This window comes from Brevundimonas sp., assembly GCF_046293315.1.
In the GTDB taxonomy this organism is placed as follows: Bacteria; Pseudomonadota; Alphaproteobacteria; order Caulobacterales; family Caulobacteraceae; genus Brevundimonas.
In genome coordinates this window covers 1-634 of the sequence record NZ_JBKBPF010000074.1, presented here as the reverse complement: position 1 = coordinate 634, position 634 = coordinate 1, and the positions used below count along the sequence as shown (strand labels likewise).

Annotated in this window: 1 protein-coding gene; it reads left to right on the top strand. The window is 67.0% G+C overall.

What is annotated here, in order from left to right:
• Window positions 1–250: 250 nt before the first annotated feature.
• A complete protein-coding gene (locus ACK4SE_RS14080) occupies window positions 251–475 on the top strand; it encodes a hypothetical protein (protein ID WP_409693974.1) in 225 nt (74 codons plus the stop codon).
• Window positions 476–634 lie beyond the last annotated feature (159 nt).

The following is a 634-nucleotide window of genomic DNA, read 5'->3' as shown; positions in this document are numbered from 1 at the left end:
ACCGCACAGCCTTTGCCTGGTGGAAGCGCCATCTCATCGCCATCTGCAGCCACGGGCTCTGGTGCGGCGCCCGCCCCTGACTCGGAGCGACGCACTCGCCGCAAGCGGCGTCCGATGAACTACAAGTACTTGGCGCGCGCATTCCCGACGGATTCAAGCACAGCTGATGCGGGCGTGCATTCTTTGCTTACTATGGACTACAGCAGTGACCACTCATCGCGCACGGAAGGGCGGCGCAGCCCAAGAAATCATGGGAAAACGAACGGCAGAAGCCGCCGGGGCAGCGGTGGAGGCGACGGGAGCGATAGTGCCGCTGGCGGTAGCGGCAGCCGTGGCGGTGGCGGTGGCGGCGGCGGTGGCGGCGGCGGCGGCGGCGGCGGCGGTGGTGGTGGTGGTGGTGGCGGCAGAGGTGGTGTCAGTGCCACAAGCAGCGCGAAAGGCAGGGCAAGATCCGGTAGCACTAGCTCCCGCGTGACTGGCAAGCGGTGGCGCACGTTCTGCAACCGCGTGAAGCGCTGTGTGGCCGACATTCGGTACTACGAGCACGTGTTGCAGGCCTACACCGGCCAAGGCTGGCGCAACAGCAATGCGGAGAAGTTGCGACCGGAAGCCGAGCTGCGCGCGGCGTGTCGCA